The following is an 18,675-nucleotide window of genomic DNA, read 5'->3' on the forward strand; positions in this document are numbered from 1 at the left end:
CGCCACAGACCAGGAGGTATCAAGATGAGCCGTTTCGTTGCGCTTCCCAAGGGAGTATCGGAAGAAACCTTCGCCCGGGCGATAAATGAGTACCGCGCCCTCCTGGGCGAGGGGAGGGTGAGGACCGACCCCGCTTCCCTGCAGTCCTACATGAAGATCATGATCCCGGAGTCGGAGGAGCTGCACAAGCCGTCGGCGGTGATCTACCCGAAATCGGTGCAGGAGATCCAGAAGATCGTGGGGATCGCCAACAAGTACAAGACCCCCCTTTGGACCGTCTCCACCGGGAAGAACATGGGGTACGGCACGGCGGCTCCTGCGACCCGCGGCCAGATCGTCCTGGACCTGAAGACCATGAACCGCATCGTGCACGTGGACGAGGAGCTCGGGTACTGCCTGGTGGAGCCGGGGGTTACCTACTACGACTTGCAGCAGCACTTCAAGAAGAACCGGATGAACCTCTGGGTCGACGTCCCTGCCCCGTCGGCGATGGCGAGCCCGGTGGGGAACACCGCCGACCGGGGCGTCGGGTACACCCCCTACGGCGAGCACTTCCTCTTCTCCTGCGGGATGGAGGTGGTGCTGGCCAACGGTGATGTCATCAGGACCGGCACGGGGGGGCTTGCCAACTCGAGCTCCTGGCAGACCAACAAGTGGGGCAACGGCCCCTACGTGGACGGCCTGTTCACCCAGTCCAACCTGGGGATCATCACCAAGCTCGGGGTGTGGCTCATGAAAGGGCCCCCGCCGGGCGGGTACTACCCGTTCCTGATGAAGTTCCCCAAGGTGGAGATGCTTCCCGACATCATCAAGACCCTGATGCCCCTGCGCATGAGCCAGATCATCCCCAACGCCTGCATCGTGGTGAACGCGGGGTGGGAGGCGGCGGGGTACTTCACCTACGACAAGAACGGCAAGGGGACCAACCGGGAGACCTTCTACAAGGGGAGGGGCTCGCTCCCTCCGAAGGTCTTCCAGCAGATCATGGACAAGTACGACGTGGGGGCCTGGAACTTCTACGCGGCGCTCTACGGCTCCCCCGAGCAGGTGGCGCTCAACTGGAAGTACGTCTCGGGGGCCTTCAAGCAGAAGTTCGGCAAGGACGTCCGCATCATCACCGAGAGGGAGGCGAAAGACGACCCGATCTTCGAGTACCGCCGCCAGCTGATGATGGGGGGCTCCACCCTCCAGGAGTTCGGCCTGTACAACTGGCGCGGCGGCGGCGGCTCGATGTGGTTCGCCCCGGTGGCGGCGGCGCGCCCCTCCGAGTGCGAGCAGCAGATGAAGGTGGCGACGGACATCCTCAACAAGTACGGCTTCGACTACGTCTCCGAGTTCATCGTCGGGTGGCGCGACATGCACCACATCATCGACCTGCTCTACGACCGCACCCAGCCGGAGGAGATGAAGCGCGCCTACCAGTGCTTCGACGAGCTCCTCACCGTCTTCACCAAGAACGGCTACGGGACCTACCGGACCAACACCGCGTTCATGGACAAGGTCTCCCGCAGCTACGGGCAGGGGATGCGCGACATCCACCACAAGCTGAAGCGGGCGCTGGACCCCAACAACATCCTGGCGCCGGGCAAGTCCGGGATCAACCTGCAGGCCTAGCGCCTGAACCGGGCAACAGACCACCACAGTCGAGGAGGCATCCAGATGAGCAGCTTTATGGCACTCCCCAAGGGGATAAACGAAGAGACCTTCGCCAAGGCGATCCGGGAGTACCGCTCCCTTCTGGGGGAGAACCGGGTCAGGACCGACGCGGCGTCCCTGCAGCGCTATCTCAACAACACGCTGGCGCAGACCGCCCAGCACCGCCCCTCGGCGGCACTGTACCCGGCCAGCGAAAGCGAGGTGCAGGGGGTGGTGAGGATCGCCAACCGCTACAGGACCCCGCTTTGGACCTGCTACGGCGGGGAGAACCGGGGCTACGGCTGCGCCACCCCGGCCACCGACGGGCAGATCGTCCTCGACCTTTCCGGGATGAAGAAGATCATCGAGGTGGACCGCGAACTCGGCTACTGCCTGGTGGAGCCCGGCGTCACCTATGACGACCTGCAGCGCTACCTCGCCAAGAACAGGATCGACCTCTGGCTGGACACCCCGGCCCCGGCGGCGGGGGTGAGTATCGCCGGCAACATCCTGGAGCGCGGCACCGGCTACACCCCCTACAGCGAGTCCTTCCTCTTCTCCTGCGGCATGGAGGTGGTGCTGGGGGACGGCAGCCTGATCCGTACCGGCATGGGGGGGATCCCCAAGACCACCAGCTGGCAGGTCTTCAAATGGGGCTTCGGCCCCTACGTGGACGGCCTCTTCTCGCAGGGGAACAGCGGCATCGTCACCAAGGTGGGGGGGTGGCTCATGCCTCCCCCGCCGCCGGGGGGATACAAGCCTTTCTGCATCAGGTTCCCAAGCACCGACATGGTTCAGCACATCGTCAAGCCCCTCATGTTCCTGCGTGAGACCCAGATCGTCCCCAACGCCTGCGCCCTGGTCAACGCGGGATGGGAGGCGGCCACGGTGGCGCAGGGGAGAAAGAGCGGCTTCGTGAACGCCGGCAAGGGGACGCTCGCCACCCGCAAGGTGCAGGACAGCTACGGCGTGGGTGCCTGGAACCTCTACGGCGCGGTCTACGGCTCGCCCGAGCAGGTGGAGCTGAACTGGAAGTACGTCTTCGGCACCTTCAGCAAGGCCTTCGGCAACAAGATCAAGATCATCACCGAGAAGGAGGCGAAGGGGGACCCTGCCTTCCTGTACCGCGCCCAGCTCATGAAGGGGGAAGTCACCAGCGCCGACCCGCTCGACTCCTGGCGCGCCGGCGGCGGCTCCATGCGCTTCCAGCCCACGGCGGCGGCCCGCCCCGGCGAGATCGCCCAGCAGGTGAAGCTCGCCACCGGGATCGTGAACCGGCACGGTTTCGACTACCTGAGCGAGCTGGTCTTCTTCTGGCGCGACGCCCGCCACGTCATTGACCTGCGCTTCAACCGCGCCGACGCGGCCGAGTCCCGCCGGGCGCACCAGTGCTTCGACGAGCTGACCAGGTCCTTCACCAAGCGCGGCTGGGGGATCAACCGCACCAACCCCGCTTTCATGAACCAGGTGGCCGATTCCTACGGGCCGGCCATGCGGCGCTTCAACAGGACGGTAAAGAAAGCCCTCGACCCGAACAACATCGTGGCCCCGGGCAAGTCGGGTATCACCCTGGCCTGACCCCTTACCTGCAATTGATTTCAGGAGGCATCAATGACGCACGCACGGATATCGATCTTCGTCCTCGTTTTGGCCGCACTCTTCATCTGCCGCCCGGTCCACGCCTTTAACAGCAGTTCCTTCAACGGAACCGCCGACTTCTACGCCGGGGCCGCGCCGCCGCCGGGGCTGCACCTGATCGACTACAACGTGTTTTTGGACATCAAGAAGGTCCAGAACAAGGGGCAGGGAATCACCGACGGCGAGGGGACGCTGACCGCCATCGCCTTCCGTCCCATCTACGTCTCCGACAAGGGGCTCTTCGGGGGGAACTTCCTGATGCACTCCATCATCCCGATCCTCTCCGTGGAGGCCAACGTCAAAGCCCAGACCCCGGGGGGACCGGTGAGCGTCAACGGGCATGACGGCGGGCTTGGCGACATCTACTTCGGGGTCGGCATGGCGTGGCACACCAAGACCTGGCACTTGCTGACCGTGCTGGACGTGATCACCCCCACCGGCGCCTTCGATCCCGCCAAGCCGATCAACGCCGGCAACAACGCCTTCATCATCGAACCGGTGATCGCGGTGACCGGTCTCTTCGACAACGGCATCGAGGCGAGCGCGAAGCTCATGTACTCCTACCACACCAAAAACTCGGACTACGTGGAGGCGGGTACCGGACTGCGCGGCTACCAGACCGGGCAGGCGGTGCACATGGACTACATGCTGAACTACGCCGTCACGCCGGCCCTGAAGCTCGGGGTCACCGGCTGGATCTGGCAGGGGCTGCAGGACGACAAGATCGGCGGCGCCAGGCGCCCCGACACCAGGGACCGCGAATTCTCCATGGGCCCGGCGGTGCGCTACCAAAACGGCAAGTTCGGCCTCGTGGGCAAGTACGTGATCCCGGTGTCGGCAGAGAACCGGATCGAGGCGAACCAGACCTGGATCGACCTGGTCTATTCCTTCTAACAACGGAGTCAACCATGAACAGCGCCAAGATACTGATCATCAACCCCGGCTCCACCTCCACCAAGATCGGGGTGCACCTGGACGGCGAGATGAAGGTGAACGAATCGGTGAAGCACGCGGACGAGGAGCTGAGGAAGTTCCCGACCATCTGGCACCAGTACGATTACCGGAAGGAGGCCATCATCGGGGTCCTCTCCGATAACGGGCTGTCCGTTACCGACATGAACGCGATTGCCTGCCGCGGCGGCAATGTGAAGCCGCTGCCGGGGGGGACCTACCGGGTCTGCAACAGGATGATCGAGGACATGAAGAGCGGCATCTACGGCGCGCACCCCATCAACGTCGGGGGGCTGGTGGCGTACGACCTCGGGCGGGAGCACGACATCCCGGTCTTCACCGCCGATCCCCCCATGACCGACGAGCTCTGCACCTCGGCCCGCTACTCCGGAATCCCGCAGATCGCCCGGCAGAGCAGTTTCCACGCCCTGAACCAGAAGGCGACCGCCAGGAAGGTCTCGGTGGAGCTGGGGAAAAACTACCAGGATGTGAACCTGATCGTGGTGCACCTGGGAGGCGGCATCTCGGTCGGCGCGCACAGAAACGGGAAGATCATCGACGTGAACAACGCGCTTGACGGGGACGGCGCCTTCTCCCCCGAGCGGGCCGGGACGCTGCCGGCGGGGGACCTGGTGAAGCTCTGCTTCAGCGGGGAGTACACGAAGGACGAGGTGCTGAAGCTCCTCACCGGGCGGGGGGGGCTCTACGCCTACCTCGGGACCACCAACGCCATCGAGATCGAGAGGCGCATCGCCCAGGGGGACCAGAAGGCGGCCGAGGTGTACGAGGCGATGGTGTTCCAGGTGGCGAAGGAAGTGGGCGCCGCCGCGGCGGTCCTGGAAGGGAAGGTGGATGCCATCGCCCTCACCGGGAGCCTGGTCTACTCGAAGGTGCTCCTGGAGAGCCTGCTCAAAAAGATCTCCTTCATCGCCCCGGTGCACCTGAACCCCGGCGAGAACGAGATGGAGGCGCTGGCCGACGCGGTGCTCCGTTACTTCAACAGGGAAGAGGACCTGGCGGTGTACTCGTAGCTCGCTTGTATCAGCTGGCGCGGCCTCTCCCTCACCCGGCCTGCGGCCACCCTCTCCCATGGGGAGAGGGGATGACAGAGATACGGAAGGGGTGAGGGCGTTGCAACCGGGTTCTCCCTCTCCCTCTGGGAGAGGGGTGGGGTGAGGGCATTGCAACCGGCTGCCATAGCGGTTCCGGCACCTCCCTCGCCCGGCCTGCGGCCACCCTCTCCCACGGGGAGAGGGGATGACAGAGATACGGAGGGGGTGAGGGCGTTGCAACCGGTCGCTCCCTCTCCCTCTGGGAGAGGGTTGGGGTGAGGGCGTTGCAACTGGCTGCCATCGCGGTTCCGGCACCTCCCTCACCCGGCCTGCGGCCACCCTCTCCCATGGGGAGAGGGGATGACATACGGAAGAAGTACAGATCAATAAGCAATCAATCCAACCAAAAAGGAGATACGACCATGGGAAGACTCAACGGAAAAGTTGCCATCATCACGGGGTCCGCACAGGGTATCGGCGCCGCCTACGCACTGGGGTTCGCGAAAGAGGGGGCGAAGGTGGTGATCGCCGACGTCATTGACGGGCAGAAGGCGGTCGAGGAGATCAAGAAGGCGGGGGGCGAGGCGATCTACGTCAAAACCGACGTCACCGACCAGGCGCAGTGCGACGCCATGGCCACAGCCGCCAGGGAGCGCTTCGGCAGCGTGGACATCCTGGTCAACAACGCCGCCGTCTTCGGCAGCATCGTCATGAAGCCCTTCACCGAGTACACCACCAAGGAGTTCATGAAGGTGCTGGAGATCAACGTGGTCGGGCAGTTCCACTGCATGAAGGCGGTCTTCCCGTTCATGAAGCAAAAAGGGGGCAAGATCGTCAACATCGGCTCCTCCTCCATCAACGAGGGGGTCCCGGGGATGCCGCACTACGTCGCCTCCAAGGGGGCCATCATGGCGCTCACCCGCTCCATGGCGCGCGAGATGGGGGACTACAAGATCAACGTGAATACCATCGCCCCGGGCTTCACCCACTCGGAGGGGGGCAACAACTTCGACAAGAACAAGGCGATGGACATCCCGCCGCTGGAGACCCTGCAGTTGAACGCCCGCTGCATCAAGCGCGAGGCGGTGCCGGAGGACCTGATCGGCCTGGCGCTCTTTCTCTCCACCGACGATTCCGCCTTCATCACCGGGCAGATGATCGTTCACGACGGCGGGCTCTCCTTCCACTAGGGGAGAACGGCGGGGGAGCGCGGGCGGTGCCTGGGACGAGTCTCCCCCTCCCTTGACGGGAGGGGGCCGGGGGGGTGGGTGAAGCCGCAAGCAGGGGAAGCGATGGCCAATTCCCCCACCCCCTACCTCCCTCCCGCAAGGGGAGGGGGAACCAAAGCCAGGCCACCCCCACATCCCAGGAAGAACATGAAACGCTGCTCCCCCGGGACATTCGCAGCAAAGGAGAGGATAGCTATGGACAAAATCTACCGTGTGGACATGTCGTCTTTGCAGTGCTCCGTCGAGCCGGTCCCGACCCCGTGGACGGGACTTGGAGGGCGTGCTCTCACCTCCGCCATCGTGGCCAAAGAGGTCCCTCCCACCTGCCACGCGCTCGGGGAGAACAACAAGCTCGTCTTCGCCCCGGGGATGCTGAGCGGCACCACCGCCGTCAACAGCGGCCGCCTGTCGGCCGGCGCCAAGAGCCCGCTCACCGGCACCATCAAGGAGAGTAACGCCGGCGGCACCGCCGCCCAGGTGCTGGCGCGCCTGGGGGTGAAGGCGCTGATCATCGAGGGGATCCCCAAGGGGGAGGCGTGGTACGGGCTGCACCTGACCAGGGACGGCGTCACCATCGTCGAGGAGAAGGAGCTGATCGGCAAGGGGAACTTCGCGGTGATCGAGGCGCTGGAAAAGCGGCTGGGGAAGACCGGCGTCCTCACCATCGGCCCGGCGGGCGAGATGAAGATGCTCGCGGCCAACATCTCGGTTCGGGACATCGACGGGAAGCTGAGAAGCCACGGGCGCGGCGGTCTGGGCGCGGTGATGGGGTCCAAGAGGATCAAGTTCATCGCCCTGGACGGAGAAGGCACTCCGGCGGTCCCCCTGGCTGATCCGGGGAAATTCACCCAGGCGGCGCGCACTTTCGCCCAGGCCATCATGAACCATCCCGGCACCGGGCAGGGGCTCCCCACCTACGGCACCGCCGAGATGGTGAACATCGTCAACGCGGCCGGCGGGCTCCCCACCAGGAACTTCCTGCACGGCCAGTACCACGACAACGAGAAGATCTCCGGCGAGACCCTGCGCGAGACCATCATCGAGCGCGGCGGCAACCCGAGCCACGGCTGCCAGTCCGGCTGCGTCATCAAGTGCTCCCAGGTCTTTTTGGACAAGAAGGGGAAATACGTCACCTCCGGCCTTGAATACGAGACCATCGAGATCCTGGGCGCCAACGCCATGATCGGCGACCTCGACGTGATCGCCGAGGCGGACCATCTCATGGACGACATCGGCATCGACTCCATCGAGACCGCGGTCGCCATCGGGGTCGCCATGGACGGTGGCGTGCTTCCCTTCGGCGACGGCCAGGGCGTGCTGAGGCTGCTGCGCGAGGAGCTGCGGGCCGGAACTTCGCTCGGGCGCACCATCGGAAGCGGTGCTGCCAGCGTCGGGAAGGTGTACGGCGTGACGCGGGTGCCGGTGGTGAAGAACCAGGCCATTCCGGCCTACGACCCCAGGGCCATCAAGGGGATCGGCATCACCTACGCCACCAGCACCATGGGAGCGGACCACACCGCGGGCTACGCGGTCGCCACCAACCTGATGGGGGTGGGGGGCGGGATAGTCGACCCGCTCAAGAAGGACGGGCAGGTGGAGCTGTCGCGGCACCTGCAGATCGCGACGGTGATGCTCGACTCCCTGGGGCTGTGCCTCTTCATTGGATTTCCCTCCGCGGACGATCCGACCTGCGTCCCGGCCATCGTGGACATGCTGAACGCCCGCTTCGGCCTGGAGCTGACCCCGGAATGGTTCGGGGGACTGGGGGTGAACACGCTGAAGACCGAGCGGGCCTTCAACCAGGCTGCCGGCTTCACCAGCGAACACGACCGGCTCCCCGAGTTCTTCAGAGAGCCGCTCGCCCCAAGCGGAGCGGTGTGGGATTTCACCGGCGAGGAAATCGACCAGTTCTGGAACTTCTAGAGGCTAGAGGGGGGAGCACCATGATCGAGGTGACTGTGAATCTTTTGGCGACCTTCCGGACCGACCGCTTCAAGCAGGAGCTGCAGCAGATTCCCGAGGGGACCACGGTGGGAAGCCTGGTTTCCACCATGGGGATTTGCGAGAAGGAGGTGGGGATGTCGCTGGTGAACGGGCGCCATGCCCCAATGGCGTACCCGCTGACCCACGGGGACGTCCTGCACCTCGCCCCCTGGATCGCGGGAGGGTGACGGGAGGGGGCAGGGGGTGGGTGAAGCGGCCACCAACTCGAACGATGGCACCTACCCCCACCCCCTAACCCCCTCCCGCCAGGGGAGGGGGGACTTGATCATCAGCAATCAGCGCAAGTAAAGGAGACGACCATGATCAGATGCCTGGACGACCTCTACGCCGCCGTGAGGGGGAAGGAGACCAAATCCATCGCCGTGGCGGTGGCGGAGGACGAGGCGATTATCAAGCTGGTGAAGCAGGCGGTCCAGAAGGGGATCGCCCGGTTCATCCTCACCGGCGACGAGAAGCGCATCATCGAACTGTTGCGCCAGCATGGGCTGGAGCCCTCCGACTTCGAGATCCACGACTGTGCCAGCCACAAGGAGGCGGCGGAGAGGGCGGTGAGTCTCGTGGTCCAGGGGAAGGCGCACCTGGTGATGAAGGGGGAGCTGCAGACGGCGCTCTTTCTGAAGGCCCTCCTGGACAAGGAGAAGGGGCTGCGCGGCAGCAACCTGATCAGCCAGATAACGGTGACCGAGAAACCGGAAGGGGATGGGCTCCTCATGTTCACCGACTGCGCCATGAACATCACCCCGACGCTCGAGGAGAAGAAGCAGCTGATCGAGAACGCGGTAGGGCTCGCCATGAGCCTCGGCTACCAGCAGCCCAAGGTGGCGGTGCTCTCCGCGGTGGAGGTGGTGAACCCGACCATGCCGGACACCATGGACGCCGCGGTGCTGAGCAAGATGGCAGAGCGTGGCCAGATCGCCAACGCCCTCGTCGACGGCCCCTTCGCCCTGGATAACGCCATCTCGGTCGTCGCGGCGAGGCAGAAGAAGATCGGCGGACCGGTGGCGGGACAGGCGGACATCGTGCTGGTCCCGAACCTCCAGGTGGGGAACGCCATCCACAAGGGGCTCACCTTCCTCTCGCAGAGGAAGGTCGCCGCAGCGGTGGTGGGGGCCAAGGTCCCCATCGTGATGACCTCGCGGGCCGACACCACCGACACCAAGCTCTACTCGATAGCCATCGCCACCTACGTTTCCTGACGCCATAAGCCCCCGTCCCCTGCGGGAGGGGAGGCGTGACCACGCCGAAGGGAAGGAGAGTTACATGTTCGGATTCGGAGTACCGGAACTAATCATCGTGCTGGCCATCCTGGTGATCGTCGCCGGGCCCGCCAGGCTGGCCGGGCTTGGGGGAGCCCTCGGGGGCGCCCTGAGAAGCTTCAGGAAGGGGGCGCAAGGGGAGGAGCCCAGGGAGATCGGGGGCGGCGAGGCGCACGGCAGGGAGGGGGACAGCCGTGTCTGACCACCTCCCCCTCACCGAGAATATCGTGTTCCTGGTAGCTAAGGCCCACCAGAAGACCCAGGGGGTGCTCAAGGGGCACCTCCAGCCCCTGGGGATCACCCCGATGCAGTGCCTGTTCATGGAGTCGCTCTGGGCCGAGGACGGTCTGAGCGTCGGGGAGATCGGGCGCCGCATCGCCCTGGACACCGCGACACTGGCGGGGATCCTGGACCGGCTGGTGAACGGCGGCTGGGTGCTCAGGGAGAGCGACCCGGCGGACGGGCGGGTGGCCCGGGTCTACCTGACGGAGAAAGCGCGGGAGGTGATCCCGCAACTATGCAGCGCGGTGCACCGCACCAACGACGCGCTGCTGCACGGCTTTTCGCTGGAGGAGAAGGTTCTTTGCAAGCGTTTCCTGCGCAGCATCAAGGGGTGAGCCGCTCCCCCTTTTTTGCCGGCATCCCTCGCATGCAAGAGATTATTGCAACGAGCAGCAGCTCTCCCCCTCCCTTGACGGGAGGGGGCAGGGGGGTGGGTGAAGCCGCAAGCTGTGGAGATGATGGCGAATTCCCCCACCCCCTACCCCCCTCCCGCAACGGGAGGGGGGAGCGCCCGAGCAAAATCCCCCCTCGGGAGAGGGAGAGACGTAAAAACCATAAGGAGACCAACCATGTACGTGCCCGATTTCGAGTATCACGCACCGAAGAGCGTCGCGGAGGCCTGCGCCATCCTGGCGGAGCTGGGGGACCGCGCGACCGTGCTCGCCGGGGGGACCGACGTCCTCCACAAGATGAAAGTGGGGAAGCTCGCCCCGGAGCACCTGGTGTCGCTGAAGCACCTGGACGAGCTGCGCGAGATCCGGGAGGAGCCGGGCCGCGTGGTCATCGGCGCCCTGGCAAGCCATAACCAGATCTACAACTCAAGGCTGCTGCAGAGGCGCTACCTGTCGCTATCCATGGCCGCCCACACCATGGCGTCCAACCAGATCTGCAACCTGGGGACCGTGGGGGGGAACATCGTGAACGGCGTCCCCTCGGCCGACCTCCCCCCCATCCTGATCGCGCTGAACGCGTCGATCCGCCTCACGAGCGCCGAGGGGGAGCGGACCATGCCGCTGGAGGATTTCTTTCACGGCTCGGCCCAGACCCGCATCAAGCAGGGGGAGATCCTCACCGAGATCGTGATCCCGGACCAGGCCACCACGGGGAGCACCTACCTGAAGTTCGGCCTGCGCCGCTCCGGGGCCCTGGCTGTGGCGGCGGCCGCGGTATCGGTGCAGGTGGCCGGGGACACGCTGCACGGGGTCCGCATCGTGCTCGCTTCCGCCGCGCCCACCGTGCTCAGGGTGACCGGCGCCGAGCGCAGCCTCGTCGGGCGCAGGATAGACGACGACCTGCTGGCGGAGGCGGGGTACCTGGCGGCCAAGGCGAGCAGCCCCAGGGACAGCATCCGGGGGTCGGCGGAGTACCGCAGGAACCTGGTCGAGGTATTGACGAAACGCGCGCTCAGAAAGGCGATCGACGAAGGTCACGCCTAGAAAGGAGGGGATACATGGCTCAGGCAATTACCGACAAGGACGGGGTGAAGCGCTACCTGATCACCCTCAACGTGAACGGCGACGCCCACACCGTGCTGGTGAAGGGGAACGCGATACTCACCAACGTGCTACGCGAGCAGCTTGATCTGACCGGCACCAAGAAGGGGTGCGAGCTCGGGGACTGCGGCTCCTGCACCGTGCTTTTGGACGGGAAGCCGGTCGATTCCTGTCTGGTCCTGGCGATCGAGGCGGACGGGCGCGAGATCACCACCATCGAGGGGGTGGCGGAAAACGGCAGGCTGGACGCGATCCAGGAGTCGATGATCAACCACGCCGCCGTGCAGTGCGGCTACTGCACCCCGGGGATGGTGTTGTCGGCCAAGGCGCTTTTGACCAGGAACCCGAACCCCAGCGAACAGGAGGTGCGCGAGGCGATCAGCGGCAACCTCTGTCGCTGCACGGGGTACGTTCACATCGTGGAGGCCGTTTTGGCCACCGCCCAGGGGCGGCTAACGCCGGACGACCACTAAGGAGATAAAGATGAGCGACAACCACAAGGTAATCGGCCGCAGCGTGCCCCGCATCGACGGCCCGGAGAAGGTAACCGGGGGGGCGAAGTACACGGGTGACCTCAAGTTCCCCAACATGCTCTACGGCAAGATCCTGACGAGCCCCCACGCCCATGCCCGGATCATTTCCATCGACACCTCCGAGGCGGAAAGGCTCCCCGGGGTGAAGGCGGTGATCACGCACAAGGACGTGCCGACGCTGAAGTACGGCCTGAGCCCGGCGCGCTGGGACGAGAGCATCTTCTGCAGCGACAAGGTCCGCTTCGTGGGGGACAAGGTGGCCGCGGTCGCCTGCCTGGACGAGGACACCTGCTACCGGGCACTGAAGCTGATCAAGGTGGAGTACGAGGTGCTCCCCGCCGCGCTCGACTTCCTGCACGCCATGGACGAGGGGCAGCCGCAGGTGCACGAGGAGTACGCGAGGAACATCAACACCGAGATCCACCAGGAGTTCGGGGACGTGGAGAAGGCCCTGGCCGAGGCGCACCACGTGCGCACCGACACCTTCGTCGGGCAGAGGACCTACCAGTCACCCATCGAGCCGCACTCCGCCATCTCCATGTGGGACGGCGGCAAGCTCACCATCTATTCCAGCACCCAGTCGCCGCACTACTTCCAGCACTACATCGCCCGCGAGTTCGACATGCCCATGGGGGATGTGCGCATCATCAAGCCCTACCTGGGGGGCGGGTTCGGCGGCAAGCTGGAGCCCACCGGGCTCGAATTCGCCGGCGCGGTGCTGGCGAGGCTCACCGGCCGGCCGGTCAGGACCTTCTACGACCGCGCCGAGATGTTCGCCCACAACCGCGGCCGCCACGCCCAGTACATGGAGATCACCACCGGCGTGGACAAAAACGGCAAGATCCTGGCCGCCAAGGCGAACTTCCTCATGGACGGCGGCGCCTACACGAGCCTGGGCATCGCCAGCGCCTACTACGCCGGCGCGCTTTTGCCGCTCACCTACGAGTTCGACAACTACCAGTTCGACATGTTCCGGGTCTACACGAACCTCCCCGCCTGCGGTGCCCAGCGCGGCCACGGCGCTCCGCAGCCGAAGTACGCCTTCGAGAGCCACCTGGACAACGTGGCGGCGGATCTCGGCATCGACCCCATGGACATCAGGATCATCAACGCCCGGCGCCCCGACACCGTGACCCCCAACGATTTCCGGGTCAACTCCTGCAAGATCAAGGAGTGCCTGGAGCGGGTGCGGGTGATGTCGGGGTGGGATGAGAAGAAGAAAAATCTCCCCCGCGGCAGGGGGATCGGCGTCGCCACCGGCAGCTTCGTCACCGGCGCGGGTTATCCCATCTACCGCACCGACCTGCCGCACGCCGCCGCCTTCATCAAGGTCTGCGAGGACGGCACCGCCGCCACCCTCTACACCGGGTCGGTGGACATTGGCCAGGGCTCGGACACCGTGCTCTGCCAGATGGCGGCCGAGGCGATGGGGTACCGCTACGAGCAGATGAAGATCGTCGCCGCCGACACCGAGATCACCCCGCTCGACTTCGGCGCCTATGCGAGCCGCCAGACCTACATGTCCGGCGCGGCGGTGAAGCAGGCCGGCGAGGAGGTGAAGCGGCAGATCCTGGAGATGGCATCTTCGATGCTGGGGCTCCCCGCCGATGACCTCGACTGCGCCGACGGCATGATCTTCTCCAAATCGCGCAACGGCAAGAGCCTCAGCTTCGAGGAGGTGGCGCGCAAGCACTTCGTGCTCCGGGGACCGCTACTGGGGCGCGGCTCCTACACCCCGCCCAAGCTCGGCGGGAGCTTCAAGGGGGCGGCCGTCGGCACCTCGCCCGCCTACAGCTTCGGGGCACAGGTGGGGGAGGTCGCCATCGACGAGGAGACCGGCGAGATCTCCGTGGTGGGGATCTGGGACGTGCACGACTGCGGCAAGGTGATCAACCCGCGCCTTCTGCACGGCCAGGTGCACGGCGCCCTCTACATGGGGATGGGGGAGGCGGTCTGGGAGGAGGTCCTCTTCGACGACAAGGGGAGGATCAAGAACGCCGAGCTCGCCAACTACCGCCTGCTGACCGCGGTGGACATGCCCCCGATCACCTCCGAGGTGGTGGACAGTTACGAGCCGACCGGCCCCTGGGGGGTGAAGGAGGTGGGGGAAGGGGCCACCAACCCGACCCTCGGGATGTTCTCCAACGCCATCTTCGACGCCATGGGGGTGCGGGTGAACTCGCTGCCGCTTTCCTACGAGAAGGTCTGGCGCGCCCTGAAGGAAAAGCGCGAGCGGGAGGAGGACGCCAGGCGCGAGGAAGATGCGAGGCGGGAGGCACATGATAGGCGGGCGGACGCCCAGCGGGAGGCGGACGGCCCCACCCCGATTTACGCGAACCCGATCTGAAAAAGGAGGCGATTATGTGGGACTGGGTAGCAAAGCTTGAGGAGCTGCGGCGCCGCGACCAGTTGGCGGTGCTGGTGACGGTGACCAAGAGCGCGGGATCGACCCCCGGCAAGAAGGGGGCGAAGATGATCGTCCTCCCCGACGGGACCTTTTACGGCACCGTCGGCGGCGGGGTGCCGGAGCACTTCGCCCTGGAGGATGCCAGGAAGTGTTTCGAGCTGATGCACGACACCACTACCACCGTCCCGCTCGAGCAGCGGGGCGAGTTCCCCGCCTGCGGCGGCACCATGGAGCTCTACATGGAACTGGTTAACGACAACCCGCGCCTGTACCTGTTCGGCGCCGGACACATCGCCCAGTCGCTGTGCCACGTGCTGGACGGGACCCAGTTCCGGGTCCATCTGGTCGACGAGAGAAGCGAGTGGATCAACGCGCCCACACTCCCCGCCGGGGTGATCCGCCACCAGCGCCACTACAGCGACTTCATCCGCGAGGCGAACTGGTGCGACCAGAGGACCTATGCCACCATCCTCACCTACAACGGTGCGGTGGACCAGCAGGTGCTGGCCGAGGTGCTGCCCAAGCCCGCGCGCTTCATCGGCATGGTGGGGAGCAAGTCCAAGTGGGCGAAGATCCAGAAGAACCTGGAGGGGCAGGGCCACGACCTGTCCCGGGTGCGCTGCCCGGTCGGGCACGATAACGGCGGCAACTCCCCGCGCGAGATCGCGGTGAGCATCGCAAGCCAGCTGTTCGCTACCAGCCATGACCGCGAATAGCATGTCAGGGAAGCGGCTGTCGGAGCGGGTAGTGGTGATCCGCGGCGCGGGGGAGCAGGCAAGCGGCATCGCCTGCCGGCTGTACCGCGCCAACGTGCGCCGCATCCTGATGCTGGAAACCGAGTTCCCCCTCGCGGTGCGGCGGCTGGTCTCCTTCTGCGAGGCGGTGCACGACGGGGAGATGACGGTGGAAGGGGTGACGGCCGTGAGGGCCGACCGGGTCGAGGACGTGGCCGGAATGTGGAGCGCCGGCAAGATCGGCGTACTCGTGGATCCGGCAGCAGAGAGCCTTTACACGGTCCGCCCCGACCTCCTCCTGAATGCGACCCTCGCCAAGCGCAACCTCGGCACCTCGATCGGCGACGCGCCGTTGGTGGTGGGGCTTGGCCCCGGCTTCTGCGCCGGGGTGGACTGCCACCTGGTGGTGGAGACCAACCGCGGCCATGATCTCGGACGGGTGATCGGGGCTGGGCCGGCGGAGGCCGATACCGGCATTCCCGGCGCCATCGGCGGCTATACCAGCGAACGGGTGCTGCGCGCGCCGGTTGCCGGCCGCTTCGAGAACGAGCGGGCCATAGGCGACCTGGTGCAGCAGGGGGAGACGGTTGGGCGGATCGGGGAGGTCGAGGTCCGGGCGACAATCGACGGCGTCCTGCGCGGGATGATCAGGCCCGGCGCCGTGGTTAAGGCGGGGTTGAAGATCGGGGATGTCGACCCGCGCGGTCGCAAAGATTACTGCGTGACCGTCTCGGAGAAGGCCCGGGCGCTGGGTGGCGCGGTCCTGGAGGCGCTCCTTGACCGCTACAACTGCTAGCGGCTTGGTCCGGGGCCCGGGTTCGCGCAAGCAGGAAGGGGTCGCAGTCCATCCCCCTCGCCCTCTGGGAGAGGGGCAGGGGTGAGGGGGGTGGCCCAGCCAGAATCTTGTCTTCGTGGCATCTCCCTCACCCGGCCTTCGGCCACCCTCTCCCAAAGGGGGAGGGTGATCTGAGACCGGCTACCGTCTGCCCGCCCCTGGCATGAGGGGAGGGACGTTTCCCGGAATCCCTTGAAGATTCCTTTTTCTACAGGCTGATATCTCGCGTGCGAGGCAATTGAGGCGGACAGGGCAGGGGAAAGGAGAAGGCATGCAACTGATAGAAGAAGTACTCTGCACGGCGCCGCGCGGGGTGGTGAGCATCACCGGAGCCGGGGGGAAGACGAGCCTCATGTTCCACCTGGCCCGCGTCCTGTCGGAGTCGGGGAAAAGGGTGCTGGTCACCACCACCACGAAGATCTTTCCACCTACCGCCAGGCAGTGCGGCACGCTGCTGATCGATGCTGATCCGGAGGTGGTGGTGAGGCGGGCAGCTTACCGCTACGGTAAGGAACCGGTCACCGCGGCGGCGCGGCGCGACCTGGAATCGGGAAAGCTTCTGGGCTTCGCGCCGGAGGCGATAACCCTTTTCCAGAACTGTGGCCGGTTTGACTGGATCGTCGTCGAGGCCGACGGCTCGGCCCGGCGCCCGCTCAAGGCCCATGCACCTCATGAGCCGGTGATCCCCTCCTGCAGCACGGTCCTCGTTGCCGTGGCCGGCCTGGATGTCCTGGGAGAGCCGCTGAGCGGTGAGTGGGTCTTTCGCCCCGAAATCGCCGCGCCCTTGATGGGGCTGGCCGAAGGCGACACTATTGGCGCGGCGGCCTTGGCCCGGATCATCGTCCATCCGGAGGGGCTCTTCACCGGCGCCCCGAAAAGTGCGCGCCGTTTCCTGTTCCTGAACAAGGCGGACACCCCGCAGCGCCTGTTGCGCGCCGCGCAGATCGCGGCCGCCGTGAGAGAGGAGGCCCCCTCGGTCGCCGAGGCGTTTTTGGTGGGGCAGGCCCTGAACGGGGTCACTCTGCACGCCATCCACCCGATGGGGGCGTCATGAGACGGGTCGCCGGCATCATCCTGGCCGCGGGGGAGGGGAGCCGCATGGGGACGACCAAGCAGCTCCTCCCCTTCAGGGGAAAGAGCATCCTGGAGTGGGTGGTGGAGAGCGCGCTGGCCTCGGCGCTGCACCGGGTTGTGGTGGTCGTGGGGCACCAGGCGGAGCGGATCATCCCGCTGATCGAGGGGCGCGGGGTCGAGGTGGCGCTGAACACGGAGTACCGGCGCGGGCAGAGCTCCTCGCTCAACTGCGGGCTCCGGTCCCTTGGGCCGGAAACCGATGCGGCGCTGTTTCTCCTGGGGGACCAGCCGCTCATCACACCGGCGCTCATCGACACACTGATCCGTGCCTACCGATGCTCCCAGCACCCCATCGTGATGCCGGTCTTCGAGGGGCGGCGCGGCAATCCGGTCCTCTTCGACCGGGAAACCTTTCCCGGCATGGAGGGACTCGCAGCGGACTGCGGCGCGAAGCCGCTCTTCGAGAAGTACCGGGAGCGCCTGCTGAAGGTCCCGGTGGAGGATGCCTCCATCCACTTCGACGTAGACACCGCCGCCGATTACCGCCGGCTCCTGGAACAGTATGGTGGCGGCACACCGGCCACCTTCAACAGCAGAGAAAGGATCCCGTCATGAACCTGGAAACGTACATAGTTCTTTTCAGCGCCATCCTGACCGTTGCCGTCCTCTACTCCTGCGTAGGCCACGGCGGCGCATCGGGTTACATCGCGGTGCTCGCCCTTTTCAGCGTCGCCCCGGAGGTGTTCAAACCAACGGCGTTGCTGCTGAACATCATGGTGGCTTCGGTCGCCGCCTACTCCTTCCGGCGTGCCGGGCATTTCTCCTGGGGGCTCTTCTGGCCTTTCGCGGCGACCTCTATACCGTTCAGTTTCCTGGGAGGGTACCTGAGTCTGCCGCAGCACCTGTACCGTCCGCTGGTCGGCGTCGTTCTACTCGCCTCGGCCTGCCGGCTCCTGGTGCACCGGGAACCGGACGCCGCCTCGCTGCGCCGTCCGCCGGTTGCCATCTCCCTCCTGGTGGGCGCCGTATTGGGGCTTCTCTCGGGGCTCACCGGGGTGGGAGGAGGGATCTTTCTGAGCCCGCTCATGATGCTGCTGCGGTGGGGGCGGGCGCGGGAGGTTTCGGGGGTGGCTGCCCTGTTCATCCTGGTCAACTCCTGCTCGGGGCTTTTGGGGCACGTGAGCAGCCTGCAACTGGTGCCGGGGTTCGCTCCGCTTCTGGCGGTGGCCGCCGTCGCCGGCGGATGTGTCGGGTCGTTCCTGGGGAGCAGCTTTCTTCCGGTGCGCAGGGTAATCAAGGCCCTCTCCCTGGTGCTGACGGTCGCCGGCGTGAAGATGCTGATGGTGTGATAACCACGAGGCGACGCCCGAAGCACCGCACCTCCCTGGCAGCCGCTGTCTTCAGCTAAGAAAGCGGCAACGTCCACCTTGAGTACCGCTTGGGCGGCCGAATATCGTTGAGAAAACATCGTTCTTTTGGCGCCGCACTCTGGTTGCGGCGCCCTTTCCACGCGCCCGTATCCCTGCAGCGCTTCCGCAAGACACCCACTCCC

The 18,675-nt window shown here is 65.8% G+C and carries 18 protein-coding genes; all 18 read left to right on the forward strand.

Annotated elements, in window-relative coordinates; translation table 11 throughout:
• Nucleotides 1–24 precede the first annotated feature (24 nt).
• The 18 genes from KP001_RS01780 to KP001_RS01865 all read left to right on the forward strand — a co-directional run bounded on the left by KP001_RS01780 (nt 25) and on the right by KP001_RS01865 (nt 18,472).
• Nucleotides 25–1,614, forward strand: a complete 1,590-nt coding sequence (locus KP001_RS01780; RefSeq protein ID WP_217287882.1) for an FAD-binding oxidoreductase — start codon at nt 25–27, stop codon at nt 1,612–1,614.
• 45 nt (nt 1,615–1,659) lie between these two features.
• Nucleotides 1,660–3,213, forward strand: coding sequence for an FAD-binding oxidoreductase (locus KP001_RS01785; RefSeq protein ID WP_217287883.1), 1,554 nt, complete (start codon nt 1,660–1,662; stop codon nt 3,211–3,213).
• 33 nt (nt 3,214–3,246) lie between these two features.
• On the forward strand, nt 3,247–4,167 hold the full coding sequence (locus KP001_RS01790) for a SphA family protein (protein WP_217287884.1): 921 nt from the start codon (nt 3,247–3,249) through the stop codon (nt 4,165–4,167).
• Between the two features lie 14 nt (nt 4,168–4,181).
• Entirely contained in the window at nt 4,182–5,255 is a 1,074-nt protein-coding gene (gene buk, locus KP001_RS01795; protein WP_217287885.1) for a butyrate kinase, read from the forward strand.
• Nucleotides 5,256–5,698: 443 nt separating this feature from the next.
• Nucleotides 5,699–6,466: an SDR family NAD(P)-dependent oxidoreductase gene (locus KP001_RS01800; protein WP_217287886.1), complete on the forward strand. Its 768-nt coding sequence runs from the start codon at nt 5,699–5,701 to the stop codon at nt 6,464–6,466.
• A gap of 234 nt (nt 6,467–6,700) precedes the next feature.
• A complete protein-coding gene (locus KP001_RS01805; RefSeq protein ID WP_217287887.1) occupies nt 6,701–8,428 on the forward strand; it encodes an aldehyde ferredoxin oxidoreductase C-terminal domain-containing protein in 1,728 nt (575 codons plus the stop codon).
• A gap of 20 nt (nt 8,429–8,448) precedes the next feature.
• Nucleotides 8,449–8,676, forward strand: coding sequence for a MoaD/ThiS family protein (locus tag KP001_RS01810; RefSeq protein WP_217287888.1), 228 nt, complete (start codon nt 8,449–8,451; stop codon nt 8,674–8,676).
• Between the two features lie 132 nt (nt 8,677–8,808).
• A complete protein-coding gene (locus tag KP001_RS01815) occupies nt 8,809–9,705 on the forward strand; it encodes a bifunctional enoyl-CoA hydratase/phosphate acetyltransferase (protein ID WP_217287889.1) in 897 nt (298 codons plus the stop codon).
• A gap of 64 nt (nt 9,706–9,769) precedes the next feature.
• On the forward strand, nt 9,770–9,967 hold the full coding sequence (locus KP001_RS01820; protein ID WP_217287890.1) for a twin-arginine translocase TatA/TatE family subunit: 198 nt from the start codon (nt 9,770–9,772) through the stop codon (nt 9,965–9,967).
• Nucleotides 9,960–10,382 carry a MarR family winged helix-turn-helix transcriptional regulator gene (locus KP001_RS01825; protein WP_217287891.1) on the forward strand — a complete coding sequence of 141 codons (423 nt, stop codon included), beginning with the start codon at nt 9,960–9,962 and terminating at the stop codon, nt 10,380–10,382. The genes KP001_RS01820 and KP001_RS01825 overlap by 8 nt, the downstream gene beginning before the upstream one ends.
• A 234-nt stretch (nt 10,383–10,616) precedes the next feature.
• Complete coding sequence (locus KP001_RS01830; protein ID WP_217287892.1) at nt 10,617–11,483, forward strand: FAD binding domain-containing protein; 867 nt, start codon at nt 10,617–10,619, stop codon at nt 11,481–11,483.
• A 14-nt stretch (nt 11,484–11,497) separates the two neighbouring features.
• The gene (locus tag KP001_RS01835; RefSeq protein ID WP_224958043.1) at nt 11,498–12,013 is read left to right on the forward strand and encodes a (2Fe-2S)-binding protein; all 516 of its coding nucleotides are present in this window, start codon (nt 11,498–11,500) and stop codon (nt 12,011–12,013) included.
• Nucleotides 12,014–12,023: 10 nt separating this feature from the next.
• Nucleotides 12,024–14,420 carry a 4-hydroxybenzoyl-CoA reductase subunit alpha gene (hcrA, locus tag KP001_RS01840; protein ID WP_239027868.1) on the forward strand — a complete coding sequence of 799 codons (2,397 nt, stop codon included), beginning with the start codon at nt 12,024–12,026 and terminating at the stop codon, nt 14,418–14,420.
• Nucleotides 14,421–14,434: 14 nt separating this feature from the next.
• Nucleotides 14,435–15,196: an XdhC family protein gene (locus KP001_RS01845; protein ID WP_217287893.1), complete on the forward strand. Its 762-nt coding sequence runs from the start codon at nt 14,435–14,437 to the stop codon at nt 15,194–15,196.
• Nucleotide 15,197: 1 nt separating this feature from the next.
• The gene (gene yqeB / locus KP001_RS01850; RefSeq protein WP_239027869.1) at nt 15,198–16,010 is read left to right on the forward strand and encodes a selenium-dependent molybdenum cofactor biosynthesis protein YqeB; all 813 of its coding nucleotides are present in this window, start codon (nt 15,198–15,200) and stop codon (nt 16,008–16,010) included.
• Nucleotides 16,011–16,320: 310 nt separating this feature from the next.
• On the forward strand, nt 16,321–17,103 hold the full coding sequence (gene yqeC / locus KP001_RS01855) for a selenium cofactor biosynthesis protein YqeC (protein ID WP_217287895.1): 783 nt from the start codon (nt 16,321–16,323) through the stop codon (nt 17,101–17,103).
• On the forward strand, nt 17,100–17,738 hold the full coding sequence (mocA, locus tag KP001_RS01860; protein WP_217287896.1) for a molybdenum cofactor cytidylyltransferase: 639 nt from the start codon (nt 17,100–17,102) through the stop codon (nt 17,736–17,738). The genes yqeC and mocA overlap by 4 nt, the downstream gene beginning before the upstream one ends.
• Nucleotides 17,735–18,472: a sulfite exporter TauE/SafE family protein gene (locus KP001_RS01865; protein WP_217287897.1), complete on the forward strand. Its 738-nt coding sequence runs from the start codon at nt 17,735–17,737 to the stop codon at nt 18,470–18,472. Before mocA ends, KP001_RS01865 begins: the two co-directional genes overlap by 4 nt.
• Nucleotides 18,473–18,675: the final 203 nt, after the last annotated feature.

The organism is Geomonas subterranea (genome assembly GCF_019063845.1).
In the GTDB taxonomy this organism is placed as follows: Bacteria; Desulfobacterota; Desulfuromonadia; order Geobacterales; family Geobacteraceae; genus Geomonas; species Geomonas subterranea.